Genomic DNA, 19,059 nt, shown 5'->3' on the forward strand with positions numbered 1-19,059 from the left:
CGCATCTGGTTTGGGACCAGAGGGTCGGGGGTTCGAATCCCTCTTCACCGACCACCTTAAGAAGCCCTAGTCGAAAGACTAGGGCTTTTTTACATCTGAAATTTAGATAACTTGAACAGAGTGGGGGTTCACCTGATGTTCAAAGAATGCCTCTTCACCGATCACTTAAGAAGCCTCAGTCGAAAGATTGGGGCTTTTTTACATCTGTCGTTTTAGTTTTTATCGATTTTGAATGTTGAGATCTTACCTGCTTCGGCACCTTGTCTGGTGTCGCCTCTGTCTCCCCCCTTCTTATATAAGAAAGATTCCTAACGATCTGCTTGATAATGGTGCTGCTACAGAGTTGCTTTCTTTATCAAATGTACAGTTCTATATCTAATTTTATATAAATGGAGCGCTCAATAATTCGACATATTAATGGGTTTGGTCTAAAGACTTTTATGAAAAGTGAAACCTGACCCTAAATTTGCTCACTAAGGCCTGAATTTGACAGCTTTGTACGCATTTGGTCGTTCAAAAACTCCTCTGATTTATTAGGCCTTTCGTTTGTCTGTTTTGTATTTACCAAAATAATACAGATGGTTAAATGTATGGCTAATTAACGTTTATCTGGTTGTTTTATTTGTTCAAATTAACAAAATTAGCGCTTGTTTCTATAGTGTTAATTGTTTTTTGGAATAATTATTTGTTTTTAGTGACTGGTAGTGAGATCTGCTTTGAAGCACGGCTTTAACTCTACAAGTAAGTAGTGGTAAGGAGTTTGTGAGTATTTCTTGCCGATAATATAATGTTGATTTTTCTTACTATATGCTCTTTTGGTGAATAGTTATGTGGCACTTTTGCTTGCTAAGCGTTTAATGTCGACTTTTTATCCTATTTTTGTTGCTTTTCTGTGAATTATTTGCCAAATTGTCAACCGTATAAAATATCAGAACAATATTCTGGTAAGAATGGATTCAATTTTGCAGACAGGGCAGAAAGCTGCCAAAGCAGTAGAGGTCTGGTAATGTCACTTTTAGAAGTAAAAAATCTTCGTATCGAATACCCATCTCGTCATGGAGTTCACGCCGCAGTTAAATCACTTTCGTTCAACATTGAACGTGGTGAGATTGTTGGTGTTGTAGGCGAGTCTGGTGCAGGTAAATCAACAGTAGGTAATGCTGTGATCGATTTGCTGAGCCCTCCTGGCCGCATTGCTAGCGGCGAGGTATTTCTGGATGGCGAAAAAGTCTCTGGTTTATCTCCTGAACAGATGCGTTCTGTTCGCGGCTCAAAGATTGGTTTTATCTTCCAAGACCCAATGACTTCTCTTAACCCTCTATTCACAGTAGAACAGCAGTTAAAAGAGACGATTCATGCCAACATGAAGGTTTCGGATCAAGAAGCCTACCAGCGCTCATTAGACTTGATGAACCAAGTGGGTATCCCACAACCAGAAAACCGTTTAAAGCAGTACCCTCACCAATTCTCTGGCGGTATGCGTCAGCGTGTGGTTATCGCGATCGCATTGGCAGGTGAACCTGACCTAATCATCGCAGATGAACCAACAACAGCACTGGATGTTTCTATCCAAGACCAGATCTTGGGTTTGATTCGCGACCTATGTATTAAGAAGAACGTAGGTTGCATGTTGGTCACGCACGACATGGGCGTGGTATCTAACGTTACCGACCGCGTAGCCGTTATGTATCGTGGTGACTTAGTTGAGTTTGGCCCAACAGCGAAAGTTCTGGGTACTCCTGAGCACCCATATACACACAGTCTTATCTCTGCGGTTCCTCGTTCGGATCGCAAACTCGATCGTTTCCCTCTTGTTAGCTACATCGAAGAAGCACAAGAGATGGAACCATTGGATGTGAAGAACCACTGGTTAGGTCAAAGCCAAGATCACCGTGATTACACTGGCCCTCTGTTGAACGTTGAGAACGTAAACTTACGCTTTACTACCAAAGATTCTTTCTTTGAGAGCCGTCGTGAGTACGTTCAAGCATCAAACAACGTGAGCTTTGAAGTGCATGAAGGTGAGACGTTTGGTTTAGTAGGTGAATCAGGTTCAGGTAAATCAACGATTGCTCGTGTGATTGCTGGCTTGTACGCACCAAACTCAGGCAAGGTAACGTTTGAAGGCGTTGATCTTACTGGTCTGAAATCTGAAAAAGAACGTCGCCCTATGCGTCGTCAAATGCAGATGGTTTTCCAAAACCCTTACACATCAATGAACCCTCGAATGAAGATATTCGACATCATTGCTGAACCTATCCGATTCCATAAGCTTACTCGCAACGAAAATGAAACTCGTCAGATCGTGAACGACCTGCTAGAGCACGTGGGTTTAGGCAAAATGGCTGGGGTGAAGTACCCACACGAATTCTCAGGTGGTCAACGTCAGCGTATTTCTATCGCTCGCGCTTTGGCGACTCGCCCACGTCTTTTGATTTGTGATGAACCAACATCGGCACTGGACGTGTCGGTACAGGCTCAGATTCTTAACCTACTAAAAGACTTACAAGACGAGCTAAACCTAACCATGCTGTTCATCAGTCACGATCTACCGGTTATTCGCCAAATGTGTGACCGTGTTGGTGTGATGCAGATGGGGACATTATTGGAGGTTGCGCCAACGGAGCAGCTGTTCCAATCACCTCAGCATGAATACAGCAAACAACTGATTTCTTTAATGCCTGAATTTACAGGCTTAAGAGAAGAAAAAGCAGTGGCACAAGCCGCGGTATAAAAATCAGCAGGCTGGAGTTTAGCTTGCTAACAACAATAAACAGACGCAAATACAACAACTAGGGATCTGGATTCCCGCATGAAGGAGTTATGCAATGAAAACCATGAAAAGCAAATTAGCAGTAGCTTTAATGGCAGCTGGCCTAAGCTTTAGTGCAGCAGCAGCAGATATTACCGTTGGCTACGCAGCTGACCCAGTATCACTTGACCCGCACGAGCAGCTGTCTGGTGGCACACTGCAAATGTCTCACATGGTGTTTGACCCTCTAGTACGTTTCACTCAAGAGATGGATTTTGAAGGCCGCCTAGCATCTAGCTGGGAGCGTGTTGATGAAACGACTTTCCGCTTCAACCTACGTAAAGGTGTGAAATTCCACTCTGGTAACGAACTGACTGCTGATGATGTTGTGTGGACTTTTGAACGTCTACAAGCTTCTCCAGACTTTAAGTCTATCTTCACGCCATACGAAAAAATGGTAAAAGTGGATGACTACACAGTTGAGCTAGTATCAAAAGCGGCTTACCCACTAGTACTACAAACAGCAACTTACATCTTCCCAATGGACAGCAAGTTCTACTCTGGCCAAACAGCGGAAGGTAAAGACAAGTCTGAGCTAGTTAAGCACGGCAACTCGTTTGCTTCGACTAACGTTTCAGGTACTGGCCCATTCATCGTAACTCAACGTGAGCAAGGCGTTAAAGTAACGTTCGAGCGTTTCAATGATTACTGGGACACAGAAACTGAAGGCAACGTAGACAAGCTAACACTTGTGCCAATCAAAGAAGACGCGACACGTGTTGCAGCACTTCTTTCTGGCGACGTTGATATGATTCACCCAGTAGCACCAAACGATCACAAGCGTGTTAAAAACGCTAAGAACATCGATCTAGTGACGCTACCTGGTACTCGTATCATCACGTTCCAAATGAACCAAAACAGCAACGAAGCACTTAAAGATGTTCGCGTTCGTCAGGCGATTGTTCACGCAATCAACAACGAAGGTATCGTTAAGAAGATCATGAAAGGCTTCGCAACAGCAGCTGGTCAGCAAAGCCCAACAGGCTACGCGGGTCACAACGAAGACCTAGTTCCTCGTTACGATCTGAAAAAAGCGAAAGAGCTGATGAAAGAAGCGGGCTACGAAGATGGCTTTACGCTAACTATGATGGCTCCAAACAACCGTTACGTGAACGATGCGAAAGTAGCGCAAGCGTCTGCGGCAATGCTGTCTAAGATTGGTATCAAAGTTGATCTTAAAACTATGCCTAAAGCACAGTACTGGCCTGAGTTTGACCTATGTTCAGCAGACATGATGATGATCGGCTGGCACTCAGATACAGAAGATTCAGCTAACTTCAACGAGTTCCTAACTATGACTCGTAACGAAGAGACTGGCCGTGGTCAATACAACTGTTCTGGCTACTCAAACCCAGAAATGGATGCGATCGTAGAAGCTTCTAACACTGAAACTGACCCAGTTAAGCGTGCTGAAATGCTGAAAGGCGTTGAAGCAACACTTTACAACGACGCAGCATTCGTACCGCTACACTGGCAAAGTGAAGCGTGGGGCGCGAAGTCTAACGTAGGTGCAGCAGACGTAGTAAACCCAATGGTTATGCCTTACTTCGGCGACCTAGTTGTAAAATAATCTAGCTTGCTAGAATCGAGAGCCTGAAGCTTTTCAGGCTCTCAAATTATTAAGATATAGATTTAAGTTTCGGTATTTGGTCTTCCTTCAGTCTGGCTAAATACCTTTTTTAAGACTGAATTTTGTTATCTAGTCGCGGATTTCGACTAGATAGTCATGGATAGATAAGGGGCAAGGAATGGTTACGTTTCTGGTCAAGCGCCTGTTTCAGGCACTGATAGTGATGTTTGTGATCAGTTTGGTGGCGTTTGCCATTCAGGATAACCTGGGCGACCCGTTGCGTGAGTTAGTCGGTCAATCTGTTTCAGAATCGGAGCGTCAAGCGCTGCGTGATGAACTCGGCTTAAATGATCCCTTCATTACAAAATACACTCGCTTTGCGGGCGCAGCTCTACAAGGTGATCTTGGTACTTCATATTTCTTTAAACGCCCAGCTGTGGACGTAATCTTAGATAAACTAGTCGCAACGCTCGAGCTTGTGTTCGGCGCTTCTCTGATCATTGTTTGTCTGTCGATTCCACTTGGCGTTTATTCTGCAATACACCCAAAAAGCTTCTTCACTAAACTGGTGATGGCGGGCAGTAGTATCGGCATTTCTGTGCCTGTTTTCTTAACCGCAATCATGTTGATGTATGTATTCTCTATTGAGTTAGGTTGGCTGCCGTCGTTTGGACGTGGTGAGACCGCAAACTGGTTTGGCTGGGAGTCTGGTTTCTTAACGATAGATGGCCTTGCACACTTAGTGCTGCCGAGTATTGCTCTAGCATCTATCATGCTGCCTCTGTTCATTCGTCTAGTACGCTCTGAAATGCTAGAGGTTCTTAGCTCTGAATATATCAAGTTTGGTAAAGCAAAAGGCCTAGCGCTGAACAAGATTTACTACCAACACGCTTTGAAAAACACAATGCTGCCAGTACTAACGGTAGGCGGTGTTCAAATCGGTACTATGGTGGCTTACACCATTCTTACTGAAACTGTATTCCAGTGGCCGGGTACCGGCTTCCTATTCCTTGAAGCGATTAACCGAGTGGATACACCACTGATTACCGCATACGTTATCTTCGTTGGCCTGATCTTCGTAGTAACTAACACCATTGTTGACTTGCTATACGGCATCATTAACCCAACAGTGAACATCACAGGGAAAGGAGCATAATCATGGAACAAACAACAACAGCTCCATCTCGTTGGGAGCGATTCAAGCAGTCAGACATTCTGTACTACTTCTTACGTGACAAAGTGGCAATGGTGAGCTTCGCTATCTTTGCAGCTTTCCTTGTTATGGCATTAGCGGCACCGATTTTAGCGCCAACAGACCCGTATGACGTGACGTCTATCGACATCATGGATTCTGAGTTGCCACCATCTTGGATGGAAGACGGCGAAGAACGCTTCCTACTGGGTACTGATGAGCAGGGTCGTGACATCTTATCTACGATGCTTTACGGCTCGCGTCTGTCATTGACGATCGGTTTCCTAGCGGTAGGTCTTCAGCTGACTCTCGGTATCATCATTGGCTTGTCTGCAGGTTACTTCGGTGGTCGTATTGATAGCTTCCTGATGCGTTTTGCCGATGTTCAGCTTTCGTTCTCAACCATGATGGTTGCGATCATTGTCTCGGCCATCTTTAAGGCGAGTTTCGGTAGTGACTTCTACGCGCAATATGCGGTTGTTATGCTGGTGGTGATCATCGGTATTGCTGAATGGCCGCAGTATGCTCGTACGATTCGTGCATCGGTATTGGCAGAGAAGAAGAAAGAGTACGTAGAAGCGGCACGTGTGATGGGCTTTAGAGCGCCTCGCATCATGTTCCGCCATATTCTGCCTAACTGTTTATCACCGATTTTGGTTATCTCTACGGTACAGGTGGCAAATGCCATCATGTCAGAAGCGGCACTTTCTTTCCTCGGTTTAGGTCTTCCGGTAGACCAACCGTCACTCGGTGCCCTGATCAGTACTGGTTTTAACTACATTTTCTCAGGAGCATGGTGGATCACAGCATTCCCAGGTGTGCTTTTGGTAACATTGGTTCTCGTTATTAACCTATTAGGCGACTGGTTACGTGACGTGTTTAACCCGAAAATTTATAAAGGGTGATAGCCCGGTTTGATTTTTAGTAAAAAAAGTCACTAAATTAAGAGCCGTAAGCAATTACGGCTCTTTTTTTGCTTAATGGATCTGGAACTTAGTATTATTGACAGTGTCAATAATAGTTAAAATGGAATTCATGTTTTATCGACATAGATTCGGTAATAATTAGCCCGCAAGGGTTTAAGTGGTGGTTATGAAATTGACAATGAATGCTGTATGTCGTGCTGTGACGAGAAATTATCGTATGGGACTTATCGCTGCATCTCTTTTGGTATCGAGCCAAGTGAATGCAGAGTCGGTTCTATGTGATGCAACTCAGGCAAGCACCAACCAATTACCACAGCTAGAGCAATCATGTCCGATCGGTAAGGGCGTGTGGGGCAGTAAAGCACCAAAACGTCATTCAGATAACGAACTGTTTTGGGTTCAATGTGGCCTGCTGAACAAGCCTTTGTCACTGAGCCGAGCAAAGCCTCTGTATGAGAAGATCTCGACCAACGTTTGGATGAAGCCGGAAGGCGGAGACTACCGTTGCTTAATCGGACCTTATTCTACCTTCTCTGATGCGAGAAAAGACCTAGCTCAGGTGCGTAAGGTTTCTGGTTACGGTGAAGCCTTTATTCGTATGGTCGATAAGTCGAAAACCTCATCACAGCCTATTGTGGCAAAACCAGCAGAGCCAAAACCGGTGACGCACAAGGCTCCTGCAAAAGTAGAAGCTAAGCCTGCACCGAAACCTGTGGCTACTAAGCAAGTGGCGGCGGTAGCGAGCGCTGCAGCAATTCAGACGCTACCAAGCGGTAACGCGAGTTCAGACAATGATCTAGAGATCGAGATTCGCGTGAAAGCAGACATTGCGGGTAGCCAATATGCTATTCCTTACCTTCTAGATCATCAACAACAGTTCTACATGGAGCAAGGTAAGCCTTGGAGCCGCCTAGATTACGATAGCGCTGAATTGGTGTGTAATCAGGTCAACATGAAGCTGATGAGTGAGAAGCAATGGCAAAGCATCTTGAGCTCAAAGGTTATGGAAAAACAGAACTGGCCAATGCATCTCCCTTATTGGGGCGCAGATAAGAAAGGTCTGTTTACCAACGGTAACGTCAACCAGTTGAAAGGTTCTTCATTGCTTAATGTGATGTGCGTTAAGTAACGACGACCGTTACCAAACCAAATAAGCCTCAGCCATTGCTGGGGCTTTGTTGTTTATACGCCTCTCTTTTTCAACATCGGTTCGACTTTTAGACACTCGTTCTTCAAGACGAATTTGATTAAAAATGGTTAAAAATTGTTCAAATAGCGCGGCTGATGCGTAGAAAACCATAACTCAAGTAATAAGGTGATTGAGATTATGAGTTTAAAGAAACGATTAGAAGACGTGGCTCCACGCTTTGAAGCCGGAGGGAAGTACGAAAAGCTCTACCCAGTGTATGAAGCTTTCGCGACAATATTCTATACACCCGGAAACGTAAACCGCGGTATAACCCATGTTCGTGACAGCATTGACCTAAAGCGCATCATGATTCTGGTATGGCTGGCGACTTTCCCGGCAATGTTCTGGGGGATGTATAACGTCGGACACCAAAGCGTCCTCGCATTAACCTCCAGCTATCAACTTAACGAACTTGCCTCGGTTATTGAAAGCAGCTGGCGTCTGTCGTGGGCATTTGGTGATGCGCAGTCATTGGTGGCAAGTGGCTGGGAAAGTCAGATGTTGCTTGGTGCACTCTATTTCCTACCCGTTTATGCCACGGTGTTTGTGGTAGGTGGCTTCTGGGAGGTTTTATTTGCCGTTGTACGAAAACATGAGGTGAATGAAGGTTTCTTTGTTAGCTCGGTACTATTCGCACTCATTCTTCCGCCAACCATCCCGCTTTGGCAAGCCGCTTTAGGTATCACCTTTGGTATCGTTGTCGCCAAAGAGCTGTTCGGTGGTACAGGACGAAACTTCTTGAACCCAGCCCTTGCAGGCCGCGCGTTTCTCTATTTCGCCTATCCAGCCAACATGTCGGGTGGGCTTGTGTGGGTTGCCGCTGACGGCTATTCAGGCGCGACACCGCTGAGTCAATGGTATGAAGGCGGCAGCACGTCACTCATCAATAACATGACTGGCGAGGCGATCACCTGGATGGATGCCTTTATCGGTAATATTCCAGGTTCGATGGGTGAGGTGTCGTCACTGCTGATCATGCTGACGGGGTTGATTTTGATTGTGATGAAGATAGCGTCTTGGCGCATTGTCGCCGGTGTGATTGTCGGCCTTGTCGTGACGTCGAGTTTACTGAACTGGATAGGGTCGGATACTAACTCGATGTTTTCGATGCCGTTTTACTGGCACTTTGTGCTGGGTGGTGTTGCCTTTGGTACCTTCTTCATGGCAACAGACCCTGTATCTGCCGCGTTTACCAATCAGAGTAAATGGGCCTATGGGATTTTGATCGGCGTGATGACGGTCGGTATTCGAGTGCTTAATCCAGCCTACCCAGAGGGCATTATGCTGGCTATCTTGTTCGCCAACCTGTTCGCTCCGCTATTCGACTTTGTAGTGAAAGAGCAGAACATTAAACGAAGACTTAAACGGACATCGCGCTAATCTAGGTGATTAAAAGTGAAAGTGACTCCCATAAGAAAGGCTTGCATTGATGCAAGCCTTTCAATTTTTATCGCGATTGATTTGAGGTTGATTTAACTCCACTTCAAATCAATCTCGAAAGGCTGTGTGCTACCACAGTGTTCACCACACATTTCGTCATAAGCACTGTTATGGATGAGGGTAGCCGAGGCTACGCCTTGATCACTGAAGTGGTCGCGTGCTTGATTAACACTCAAAAACTTCATTGGGTGCTGATGGTCGTCCTTAATTAACTGCTTTTGCTCGCCAACGATTTGGTAAGCCAAGTAAATCCCGCCTTCAAATGATTCAATTAATAGATTCATAACAAACTCCATTGCTGTTCTAGATAGGTGGATATTTGTGTTACGTCGAATCGAGAACCAGGGTTCAAAGCGGACATAAAAAAAGCAGGCACAAGGCCTGCTTCTAAAGAGTGCTCAACTAAGACGTTGATTATCTCATGGTAACAAACTCTTCGCTGCCCGTTGGGTGAATCGCCACAACAGAGTCGAAGTCTGCTTTGGTTGCGCCCATCTTCATTGCAACGCCGAAGCCTTGAATCATCTCATCAACCGTGAAACCGATGCCGTGTAGGCCAACGACAGTCTCTTCTTCGCCAGCACATACTAGCTTCATCTTACAAGGTTGACGGTGCTTGGTTACTGCTGTGTACATCGCAGTGAAGCCAGATGTGTAAACCTTGATGTTGTCTTTGCCGTACTTCTCTTCAGCTTCTTGAGTCGTTAGACCAATCGTGCCGATAGGTGGGTGGCTGAATACAACAGTAGGAACTAGGTTGTAGTCCATTTTCGCGTTAGTTTGACCGTTGAATAGACGCTCAGAAAGCTGACGACCTGCTTTAACCGCTACAGGAGTTAGCTCGATACCGCCTTCCATGATGTCGCCAACACAGTAGATGCCAGGAACGTTAGTCGCTTGGAACTCGTCTACCTTGATGTAGCCACGATCGTTCGTCTCAACGCCAGTTGATGCTAGGTTGATAGCGTCAGTTGCTGGATGGCGACCGATAGCCCAGATTAGGTGGTCAACGTTTTGAGTGTTGCCGTTCTCTAGGTGTAGAGTCAGTGTGCCATCCGCTTCTTTCACAACTTCTTTAGGCACTGAGTGCGTGTGAAGTGTTGGACCTTCTGCTTCCATTACTTCTACTAGCGTTTCGATGATCATTGGATCGAAGCTACGTAGTGGAGATTCTTTACGACAGAACAAGTGTGTTTCTGTGCCTAGTGCGCTTAGTACACCTGCGATCTCAACTGCGATGTAGCCAGCACCGATAACCGCAACGCGTTTTGGTTGCTCCATTAGGTCGAAGAAGCCATTTGAGTCGATGCCGTATTCTGCACCTGGGATGTTTGGAATTGTTGGACGACCACCTACCGCGATCAGGATGTGATCTGCTGTGTAGTGTTCACCGTTCACTTCAACTGTCTTTTCATCAACGAACTTAGCAAAGCCTTTGATTACGTTTACTTTGTTGTTACCTAGTACGCGGTCGTAAGATTGGTGGATACGACCAATGTACGCTTGGCGGTTTTCAATCAGCTTGCTCCAGTTAAAGCTTTTTACTTCAACGTCGAAGCCGTAGTCCTCAGAGTATAGGTTGATTGCTTCAGCGACTTGAGCGCCGTGCCACATTACCTTTTTAGGAACACAACCAACGTTTACACAAGTACCACCAAGGTCTTGAGCTTCGATAAGTGCAACTTTTGCACCGTGCATAGCTGCGCGGTTAGCCGATGCGATGCCGCCTGAACCGCCACCGATACAGATGTAATCAAAATGAGTCGCCATTACTTTCTCCATTTATTGAAGGTTGTAGTCACAGTGAGAGCACTGGATACCTACGTCCTATAGATTCTTAAATTGTCTAATTATTATATTGAGGGCAGATCGGTTGAACTCAATCTCCCTGTTTAAAATTTATTCGTCCACATCACAGTCTGTTGAAGATTCTTCAGTCTATGATGTGGACTCGAGATTACTCGGGTACGATCCACTCTACTTTGAAGTGACCGGTCGCTGGCGCAATTGCTTCCTTCAAGAATGGAAGAATCTCTTTCATTTGGCTTTCTAGCTTCCAAGGCGGGTTAATCACGATCATGCCTGATGCTGTCATGCCACGCTCGTTGGTGTCTGGTGATACGCCAAGTTCGATTTGTAGAATCTTGTTGATGCCTAAGCCTTCGAGACCTTCGATCATATCTTCGATATCACAGCGATTTACTACCGGGTACCAAATTGCGTAGATACCGGTTGCCCAGCGCTTGTGGCTTTGAGCGATTGCAGTCACGACATCACGGTACTCTTTTGCCAGCTCGTAAGGCGGGTCGATCAGCACTAAACCACGACGTTCTTTTGGTGGCAGGCTGCCCTTTAAGCGCTTAAAACCATCTTCTTTGTAGATAGATACCTGACGATCACGGTGGAACTCTTGCTCAAGCAGCGGGTGATCGGCTGGGTGAAGCTCAGTCAGTACCATGCGGTCTTGGTCACGCAGGTGTGCACGTGCAACACGTGGAGAACCCGGGTAGTAACGCAGTTTCTCGCCATTATTGAGAATGGAAATAGACTCAAGGTAGCTTTGAATGTCTTCAGGAAGGTCTGTTTGCTCCCACACACGAGCAATACCTTGCTTGTATTCACCGGTTTTTTCAGACCATTCATGCGTTAAGTCGTAACGACCTACACCAGAGTGAGTGTCATGATAAACAAAAGGCTTATCCTTTTGTTTCAAAGAATTAAGAATAAGGCTCTGTACGATATGCTTTACTACGTCGGCATGGTTACCTGCGTGGAAGCTGTGGCGATAACTTAACAAATTAAACTCTCGTAACACTCTCGAATTAGAGTGTGGTTAGTGTAGGTGGGGTTAATCAGACTATTATAACCCTCAATGGACCATAAATTCTCGAACAATTCAGGAACAGTCGTTCGCAATATGTGGTTAGTTATTGGTTCTACTATTGAAATTTGCCTTATTGGGCACTATTTAATAACTATTCGCAGGTGATTTTTTTAGGGCGAACCTGAGCCTGATGACTGTAAGACGACCTCATTACAAAAAAGACGAAAGTCTCTAAAGCCAAAGGAATGTTTATATGTCTAATCCGCTATTAACCTTCACGGACTTACCTCCGTTTTCACAGATCAAGCCAGAGCACGTAAAGCCTGCAGTTGAGCAAGTGATTGAAGCGTGTCGCAACAAGATAGAACAAGTACTTGAAGGTAATACTTCACCAAGCTGGGACAACCTAGTTGCTCCAATTGAAGAAGTGGATGATCGTTTAGGTCGCATTTGGTCACCTGTAAGCCATATGAACTCTGTCGTGAACAGTGACGAACTGCGTGAAGCGTATGAGAGCTGCTTACCTGTGCTATCTGAATACGGCACTTGGGTTGGCCAACACAAAGGCTTGTTCGAAGCGTATAAAGCGATCAAGGCTAGTGAAGCATTCTCGACATTAAACCGAGCTCAACAAAAAACCATTACAGACGCACTGCGTGACTTTGAACTGTCGGGCATTGGCTTACCAGCTGACGAACAGCATCGTTACGGCGAGATCAGCAAGCGCCAGTCTGAGTTAGGCTCTCAATTCTCAAATAACGTGCTTGATGCAACCATGGGTTGGAGCAAGCAGATCACAGACGTAGCTGAGCTGGCAGGTATGCCTGAATCAGCACTGGCGGCAGCTCAAGCGGCGGCTGAGTCTAAAGAGCAAAAAGGCTACCTACTGACTTTAGATATCCCATCATACCTACCTGTGATGACCTACTGTGATAACCAAGAACTGCGTAAAGAGCTTTATGAAGCGTACGTAACGCGCGCTTCAGATCGCGGTCCAAACGCAGGTAAGTGGGACAACACTGAGATCATCACCGAGCAACTTAAGCTGCGCCACGAGATCGCTCGCATGTTGGGTTTCAGTACTTACAGCGAAAAATCACTGTCGACTAAGATGGCAGAAACGCCAGACCAAGTGCTTGGCTTCCTAAACGACCTAGCAGTAAAAGCCAAACCGCAAGGTGAGCGAGAAGTTGAAGAGCTACGCCAGTTTGCTGAGAAAGAATTTGGTGTCTCTGAGCTAAACCTGTGGGACATCGCTTACTACAGTGAGAAACAAAAACAGAAACTGTTCGAGATCTCTGATGAAGAGCTTCGTCCTTACTTCCCAGAATCTAATGTGGTTTCAGGTCTGTTTGAGGTACTGAACCGCGTGTTTGGTATGTCGGTAACAGAGCGTCAAGGCGTAGACACTTGGCATGAGTCAGTGCGTTTCTTTGATATCTTTGATGCGACTGGAACACTGCGTGGTAGCTTCTACCTAGATCTATACGCACGTGAACACAAACGTGGTGGCGCTTGGATGGATGACTGTCGTGGTCGTCGCATTACCGAATCTGGCGAGCTACAGACCCCGGTTGCTTACCTAACGTGTAACTTCAATAAGCCAGTTGGTGATAAGCCAGCACTGTTTACTCACGATGAAGTGGTGACCTTGTTCCACGAATTCGGTCACGGTATCCACCACATGCTGACGCAAGTAGAAGCGGGCGCAGTTGCGGGTATCAATGGCGTGCCTTGGGATGCGGTTGAATTACCAAGTCAGTTCCTAGAAAACTGGTGTTGGGAAGAAGAAGCGCTGTCGTTCATCTCTGGTCACTTCGAAACGGGTGAAGCGCTACCAAAAGAGATGCTAGAGAAGATGCTAGCGGCGAAGAACTTCCAATCTGCGATGTTTATCCTGCGTCAGCTAGAGCTTGGTTTGTTCGATTTCATGCTACACACAGAATACGACCCTGAAGTGGGTGCTCGCGTACTAGAAACGCTAGCGGATGTTAAGTCTAAGGTGTCGGTACTGCCAAGCCTAGATTGGAACCGTTTCTCACACAGCTTTGGTCATATCTTTGCTGGTGGTTACAGCGCGGGCTACTACAGCTACCTGTGGGCAGAAGTGCTATCGGCAGATGCGTTCTCAGCATTTGAAGAAGAGGGTATCTTCAACACTGAAACGGGTAATCGCTTCCTGAACAACATCCTTGAAATGGGTGGCAGTGAAGAGCCAATGGAGCTGTTCAAACGCTTCCGTGGTCGTGAGCCACAAATCGACGCAATGCTGCGCCACGCGGGAATCAACGCATAATCACGGTAACTATCTAGTTTATTGCGAAAAGAGCCTCTAGTTAGAGGCTCTTTTTTTGTCTGTGCGTTATGCCAAGCAAGGCGAATCAATGTTATGGATTCACATTGCGGTTGATAGGGTTCTGCAATGAAATCAGTGTCTCTGTCGACTGAACTTCATCGATCGCTTGCAGCTTATCGATCAATACAAACTGCAGCTCTTCTATCGACTTACACATCAGCTTTACAAAGATATTGTAAGCACCAGTGGTGTAGTACGCCTCAACCACTTCGTCTAAGGCATTCAGCTTAGCGATCGCCGAGTGGTAATCTTTGGCAGCATTAAGGTTGATGCCAATAAAGCAACACACGTCGTAACCCAGTTTTTTGGTGTTTACCACAACTTCCGTTCGCTCGATAATGTCTGCCGATCTCATCTTTTCGATGCGAACGTGAATCGTCGCAGGGCTGACATCGAACTGCTTTGCCATTTCAGCGTAAGGAGTTCGTGCATCTTCCATCAAGGTTTTGAGAATGGCACGGTCTAGATCATCTAGACGAGCTGTGGTTGTGGACATGCATAATCCTTAGGTTGAATGAAAAACATACCGGCTTGAGTACACATCATAGCCAAGGGTGATAATATTAGCAGTAACTATAGGGTTAGGGTGAATTCAGTGCGATTTTCGTTATTTTTTATTGTGATGTGTTGGAGTGTTTTTGCTTCAGCTCAGGCAAAAGATGTGTTGGTTATTCACTCTTATCATCAAGGCTTTTTCTGGACAGATGATTTCCATAAAGGACTATCTGATGAGCTCGATCGCGATGGGTTATCTTACCGGGTTGTTTATCTCGATACCAAGCGAACTCAAAACGCTGAATACTTAGAGCGAATTTATCAGCTATACCGCACTAAGCTGTCGCATGAAGAGTTTGCCGCTGTAGTCGTCAGTGATAATAACGCCCTCAATCTGATGAAACGCTTAGCGCCCGAACTCAATGGCACGCCCGTTATTTTTGGTGGCATCAACAATTTTTCTCCGCAAATGATTGAAGGCTTGCACGCAACCGGTATCACTGAAGATATTGATATGGCGAGCAATATTGAGCTGATCAATCGACTTCAATCGACTTCAATCGACGGTTAAAAAAGTTTACGTGGTTACCGATCACTCGGTAACGGGTGAAGCTATTCGCGCTCAAGTGGATTTATTTCTACAAAAACGCCCTGAGTTTTCTGGGATGGTGGAGCAATATACGCCTGATTCTTATCAAGAACTGATGACGTTCGCGCAACGCGCTGATCTAACTAAAAGCTTGTTGTTCTGGGCCTACTACCGCGACATCAATGGTCGGGTCAGCAGCAAAGAAGACTGGCGTCAGCTCAACAAAAAAACTCAGATGCCATTGTATATTGTGCATGATTTAGGACTTGGGTTTGGTGCGATTGGTGGCGTGATCCACAGTGGAGAAACGCAAGGTCGAGACACGGGGCGCGTGCTGTTGAGCGTGCTGAACAATCCTAAGGCTCCATTGCCATTGGTGGTTGCTGGCGCGCCAGAAATCAAACTCGATTACCAACAGATCTCACGTTGGGATTTGGGTGCAGAGAATGAAGCCTCAGTAACCTTCCTCAATAAGCCGAAGTCATTCTTAATGCGCTATCGCGATGAAATTCGCACCATCGGTTTAATGTTCTTGAGCATGTCGTGTGTTATCGCGGTGTTGGTGTATTACCTTAACCGTCTGAAGAAGAGCGAACGTGCAAGTCGCCAAAGCCAACGACTGTTGGAGTCGATATTTGATCAGAGCCTGCAATTTATGGGCATCATTGATAAGGGTGGCGTGCTGCTGTCGAGTAACAGCAAGTTACATGAGCTGCTTTATAATCAAGGCTATAAACTGGGAACGCCGCTGCAACAACACCAACATTGGGAAAGTTCTGCGCGAGAAGTGCTAGCCGAATATTTCATCGCAAAAAGTGAGCACCCAGCCTTACGATTTGAAGCCGAGGTGTGGTGTCGAGATCGCGGTGCGATGGTGTTGGATATTTCATTGAAGCCGATGCCGGGCAGTGAAGACGAAGACATTCAGTTTCTCTTTGAGGCGCGCGACGTGACCTCACGTAAGCTTGCTGAGAATAAGCTGTTCCAACGTGAAGCAAACTTGAAGCTGTATTACGACAAACAGCCGGTGATGATGATTACGCTCGATGGCAATAATCGCATTCAACAAGTGAACCAGTTTGCCGAAGAGCTTTTGGGATACCCTCTCGATCAGTTGTTGGGCCATCGCCCTAGAGAATTCTATGTTGATGAGAACGCGATGATTCCTCGTCATATCTTGCTGCAACCTCAGCATAAGATTCGTGGTGTGTGGCGTCGTGATATCGAATATCGCCATGCCGACGGCAGCAAGAGCTGGATTCGTGAAAATATCCGCCCGTTGGTGGAGTCTGATCAGCTGTTGATTGTGGGTGAAGACATCACCGAAACGCACGAGCTTTCTGAAAAGCTAGAGTATCAGGCTCGCTATGACCTACTGACTGACACCTTTAACCGCAACCACTTTGAGCAAGAGCTGCAAAAGGCGCTGAAAGAGGTTGAGAGCCACATGCGAACTCACGCAATGTTGTTCCTAGATTTGGATCAGCTGAAAGTGCTGAACGATACCGCAGGACATGAAGCGGGTGATGCTGCGATCTTGTTTAGCGCCAAACTGCTAGAAGACGTACTGCCTTACAATGCGGTGTTAGCGCGAATGGGTGGTGATGAGTTTGCTGTGCTGATGAAAGACTGTACTGAACGAGATGCGGTGAATGTGTGTCGCAGTATTATCTCGATGATGAGTGAGAATCCATTCTTGTGGGATGATATTCGACTCAACCTGACGTGCTCTATCGGTATTCGATTGATCGACCATACAGCAGCTTCACCACAGATGGTGCACGCTCAGGCGGATGCAGCTTGTCATGCCGCTAAAGAAGAAGGTCGCAATCGCTATCATCTTTACCATCAAGATGATGAAGACCTGCGTCGTCGCCATCTTGAGATGGAGTGCGTTAACCTAGTGCATGAGGCCTTGGCTAACGATCGCTTAGAGTTGTTTGCGCAGCGAATTCTTGGCCTAGATGAAGACAGCGATAAAATGCACTTTGAAATCTTGGTCCGCATCAAGAACATCCAAGGGGAATACATCTCCCCGGGGATCTTCATGCCAGCCTCAGAGCGTTATAACATCGCGCATTTGATTGACCGCCAAGTCGTCAGTCAAACCTTGGGTTGGTTGGAGCAACGCCCTGAGGTTATTGAGGAACTGGGGATGTGTTCAATCAATCTTTCCGGTCACTCGATGGGTAACCGTGAGTTTGTCGAATTTTTGATAGATAGCCTGAGCGATTCATCGATACCGTGTCATAAGATTTGTTTAGAGATCACCGAAACAGCGGCCATGAGTAACATGAAGCAGGCGATCAAGTTCTTCACTCGAATCAAAGAGCTTGGCTGCATGATTGCATTGGATGATTTTGGCTCAGGGCTATCGTCATTTGGCTATCTGAAAAAGCTGCCTGTCGATATTGTGAAGATCGATGGCTTGTTTGTACGTGATATTGATGTGAATGAGATGGACCATGTGATGGTTCGCTCGATCAATGATCTTGCCAAGCAGATGGGCAAGCACACCGTGGCTGAGTTCGTTGAAAATACCCAGATTATCGACAAGCTTATCGAACTGGGTGTGAACTACGCGCAGGGCTACATCATAGGGCGACCTAAGCCACTCGCAGAGCTTGTTGAAGAGTTAAGACAAGAGCGAGAGACAGAGCCATTGGTTTAGGTAAGCCGACTTTAGCTGGGAATACTTTTCACCGCTAATATGTATTGTTGAGGCAATCAGGTAAACTGGTTGCCTCTTTTGTTTTGAATACTACTGTCTGTTGGAGACGACCTTGCAACTACAACTGATTTGCGAAGATGCTACCCAAATCGATCATTTGAATGACTTAGCGACCCGCTGGAACTTATCTCATGATGAAAGCAGCGATTTTGCTTTGGTACTGACTAGTGAGCGACTTGAGCTACGTAAAGTCGATGAGCCCAAGCTTGGCGCTATCTTTGTTGATTTAGTGGGAGGCGCAGTTGGTCACCGACGTAAGTTTGGCGGTGGTAAAGGTCAGGCGATTGCCAAAGCAGCTGGTTTAAACAAAGGCGCAACGCCAACTATTCTTGATGGTACTGCAGGCTTAGGGCGCGATGCGTTTGTGTTGGCTTCTCTAGGTTGTAAGGTGCAAATGGTCGAGCGTCACCCCGTTGTGGCCGCACTGCTTGATGATGGCTTGCAGCGAGCGCAACAAGACCCAGATATCGGTGGTTGGGTAACTGAACGCATGAAGTTGATTCACGCATCCAGTCACGATGCTTTAGACAAGCTCAGTAACGATCCTGACTTTGAACAACCTGATGTGGTGTACCTCGACCCTATGTACCCACACCCAGAGAACAAAAAGAAATCGGCTCTGGTCAAAAAAGAGATGCGCGTATTCCAATCTTTGGTGGGTGCCGATCTGGATGCTGATGACCTATTTGAGCCAGCGATGAAGTTGGCATCGAAGCGAGTTGTGGTTAAAAGACCGGATTACGCAGCTTGGTTAGACGAGCAAAAACCGAGCATGGCGATCGAAACCAAAAAGAACCGTTTTGACGTCTATGTGAAAGCATCAATGACTTAATTGAAGCATCAATAACTTAGATACACGCTAAGAAAATTTCCCGTCATAAATACGATAAATTGTCAGTTAACACTTGCGATAGTCGCGTTACAGATGTATATCT

The 19,059-nt window shown here is 46.1% G+C and carries 12 protein-coding genes and 1 pseudogene; 9 read left to right on the plus strand and 4 right to left on the minus strand.

The window, feature by feature from the left end:
- The first annotated feature begins 1,006 nt into the window (after positions 1-1,006).
- The 6 genes from ACED41_RS09860 (at position 1,007) to ACED41_RS09885 (ending at position 9,069) form a co-directional block, all read left to right on the plus strand.
- Positions 1,007-2,734, plus strand: coding sequence for an ABC transporter ATP-binding protein (locus ACED41_RS09860; protein WP_017060132.1), 1,728 nt, complete (start codon positions 1,007-1,009; stop codon positions 2,732-2,734).
- 94 nt (positions 2,735-2,828) lie between these two features.
- Entirely contained in the window at positions 2,829-4,382 is a 1,554-nt protein-coding gene (locus ACED41_RS09865) for an ABC transporter substrate-binding protein (protein ID WP_017060133.1), read from the plus strand.
- 178 nt (positions 4,383-4,560) lie between these two features.
- Entirely contained in the window at positions 4,561-5,538 is a 978-nt protein-coding gene (locus ACED41_RS09870; RefSeq protein WP_371724894.1) for an ABC transporter permease, read from the plus strand.
- A 2-nt stretch (positions 5,539-5,540) separates the two neighbouring features.
- Positions 5,541-6,479 (plus strand): ABC transporter permease, encoded by a 939-nt coding sequence (locus ACED41_RS09875; RefSeq protein ID WP_017060135.1) that lies wholly within the window; start codon positions 5,541-5,543, stop codon positions 6,477-6,479.
- 187 nt (positions 6,480-6,666) lie between these two features.
- The gene (locus tag ACED41_RS09880; protein ID WP_371724895.1) at positions 6,667-7,629 is read left to right on the plus strand and encodes an SPOR domain-containing protein; all 963 of its coding nucleotides are present in this window, start codon (positions 6,667-6,669) and stop codon (positions 7,627-7,629) included.
- Positions 7,630-7,827: 198 nt separating this feature from the next.
- Positions 7,828-9,069: an NADH:ubiquinone reductase (Na(+)-transporting) subunit B gene (locus ACED41_RS09885; RefSeq protein WP_102320134.1), complete on the plus strand. Its 1,242-nt coding sequence runs from the start codon at positions 7,828-7,830 to the stop codon at positions 9,067-9,069.
- 92 nt (positions 9,070-9,161) lie between these two features.
- Here ACED41_RS09885 and ACED41_RS09890 read toward each other — a convergent pair whose 3' ends face one another.
- The 3 genes from ACED41_RS09890 to ACED41_RS09900 all read right to left on the minus strand — a co-directional run bounded on the left by ACED41_RS09890 (position 9,162) and on the right by ACED41_RS09900 (position 11,926).
- A complete protein-coding gene (locus ACED41_RS09890) occupies positions 9,162-9,413 on the minus strand; it encodes a DUF6482 family protein (RefSeq protein ID WP_017631990.1) in 252 nt (83 codons plus the stop codon).
- Positions 9,414-9,543: 130 nt separating this feature from the next.
- Complete coding sequence (gene gorA / locus ACED41_RS09895) at positions 9,544-10,899, minus strand: glutathione-disulfide reductase (protein ID WP_017070093.1); 1,356 nt, start codon at positions 10,897-10,899, stop codon at positions 9,544-9,546.
- A gap of 187 nt (positions 10,900-11,086) precedes the next feature.
- On the minus strand, positions 11,087-11,926 hold the full coding sequence (locus ACED41_RS09900; protein WP_017060143.1) for a 23S rRNA (adenine(2030)-N(6))-methyltransferase RlmJ: 840 nt from the start codon (positions 11,924-11,926) through the stop codon (positions 11,087-11,089).
- Between the two features lie 280 nt (positions 11,927-12,206).
- Here ACED41_RS09900 and prlC point away from each other — a divergent pair, with 280 nt between their 5' ends.
- A complete protein-coding gene (gene prlC / locus ACED41_RS09905) occupies positions 12,207-14,249 on the plus strand; it encodes an oligopeptidase A (RefSeq protein ID WP_371724896.1) in 2,043 nt (680 codons plus the stop codon).
- A gap of 91 nt (positions 14,250-14,340) precedes the next feature.
- Here prlC and asnC read toward each other — a convergent pair whose 3' ends face one another.
- Positions 14,341-14,805, minus strand: a complete 465-nt coding sequence (asnC, locus tag ACED41_RS09910; RefSeq protein ID WP_008218581.1) for a transcriptional regulator AsnC — start codon at positions 14,803-14,805, stop codon at positions 14,341-14,343.
- A gap of 126 nt (positions 14,806-14,931) precedes the next feature.
- Between asnC and ACED41_RS09915 the strand changes: the two are divergent.
- Positions 14,932-18,064: pseudogene (locus ACED41_RS09915) on the plus strand (EAL domain-containing protein).
- Between the two features lie 112 nt (positions 18,065-18,176).
- Positions 18,177-18,956 (plus strand): class I SAM-dependent methyltransferase, encoded by a 780-nt coding sequence (locus ACED41_RS09920; protein ID WP_371724897.1) that lies wholly within the window; start codon positions 18,177-18,179, stop codon positions 18,954-18,956.
- Positions 18,957-19,059: the final 103 nt, after the last annotated feature.

Origin of the sequence: Vibrio sp. 1F255 (assembly GCF_041439145.1) — a bacterium.
GTDB lineage: Bacteria > Pseudomonadota > Gammaproteobacteria > Enterobacterales > Vibrionaceae > Vibrio > Vibrio crassostreae_C.

Bases quoted from the DNA above. Each gene is read 5' to 3' on its own strand.
- ACED41_RS09860 (WP_017060132.1), top strand. From the start codon at position 1,007: ATGTCACTTTTAGAAGTAAAAAATCTTCGTATCGAATACCCATCTCGT.
- ACED41_RS09865 (WP_017060133.1), top strand. From the start codon at position 2,829: ATGAAAACCATGAAAAGCAAATTAGCAGTAGCTTTAATGGCAGCTGGC.
- ACED41_RS09870 (WP_371724894.1), top strand. From the start codon at position 4,561: ATGGTTACGTTTCTGGTCAAGCGCCTGTTTCAGGCACTGATAGTGATG.
- ACED41_RS09875 (WP_017060135.1), top strand. From the start codon at position 5,541: ATGGAACAAACAACAACAGCTCCATCTCGTTGGGAGCGATTCAAGCAG.
- ACED41_RS09880 (WP_371724895.1), top strand. From the start codon at position 6,667: ATGAAATTGACAATGAATGCTGTATGTCGTGCTGTGACGAGAAATTAT.
- ACED41_RS09885 (WP_102320134.1), top strand. From the start codon at position 7,828: ATGAGTTTAAAGAAACGATTAGAAGACGTGGCTCCACGCTTTGAAGCC.
- ACED41_RS09890 (WP_017631990.1), bottom strand. From the start codon at position 9,413: ATGAATCTATTAATTGAATCATTTGAAGGCGGGATTTACTTGGCTTAC.
- gorA (WP_017070093.1), bottom strand. From the start codon at position 10,899: ATGGCGACTCATTTTGATTACATCTGTATCGGTGGCGGTTCAGGCGGC.
- prlC (WP_371724896.1), top strand. From the start codon at position 12,207: ATGTCTAATCCGCTATTAACCTTCACGGACTTACCTCCGTTTTCACAG.
- asnC (WP_008218581.1), bottom strand. From the start codon at position 14,805: ATGTCCACAACCACAGCTCGTCTAGATGATCTAGACCGTGCCATTCTC.